The organism is Psychrobacter sp. CAL346-MNA-CIBAN-0220, from assembly GCF_040309805.1.
Taxonomy (GTDB): domain Bacteria; phylum Pseudomonadota; class Gammaproteobacteria; order Pseudomonadales; family Moraxellaceae; genus Psychrobacter.
Genome location: NZ_JBEOPF010000773.1, coordinates 1 through 232 on the forward strand (window position 1 = coordinate 1; position 232 = coordinate 232).

A 232-nucleotide genomic window follows, 5' to 3' on the forward strand; every position below is an offset into this window, starting at 1 on the left:
ATGCAGTACGGACCAAATGAAAGCTTTAGCGTACATAAATGCCAACACATTGCCATTATTCCAACACTAGGTTCAGAAGGTACTTCGTTATCTATGATAGAGGCAATGGCCGCAGGTTGTATGGTTATAAGTAGTAACGTTGGAGGCTTATCTAATCTTATAATTAATGGTTTTAATGGTCGATTAGTGATGCCTAATACTGCCGAGTTTACCCAAGCGCTAACAACTAGCT

At 39.7% G+C, this 232-nt stretch carries 1 protein-coding gene; it reads left to right on the plus strand.

Going from position 1 to position 232, the window contains the following annotated elements; all coding sequences use genetic code 11:
- Positions 1-232 (plus strand): glycosyltransferase family 4 protein (locus AAEY88_RS15620; RefSeq protein ID WP_350563863.1); only part of this gene is annotated, 232 nt, incomplete at both ends.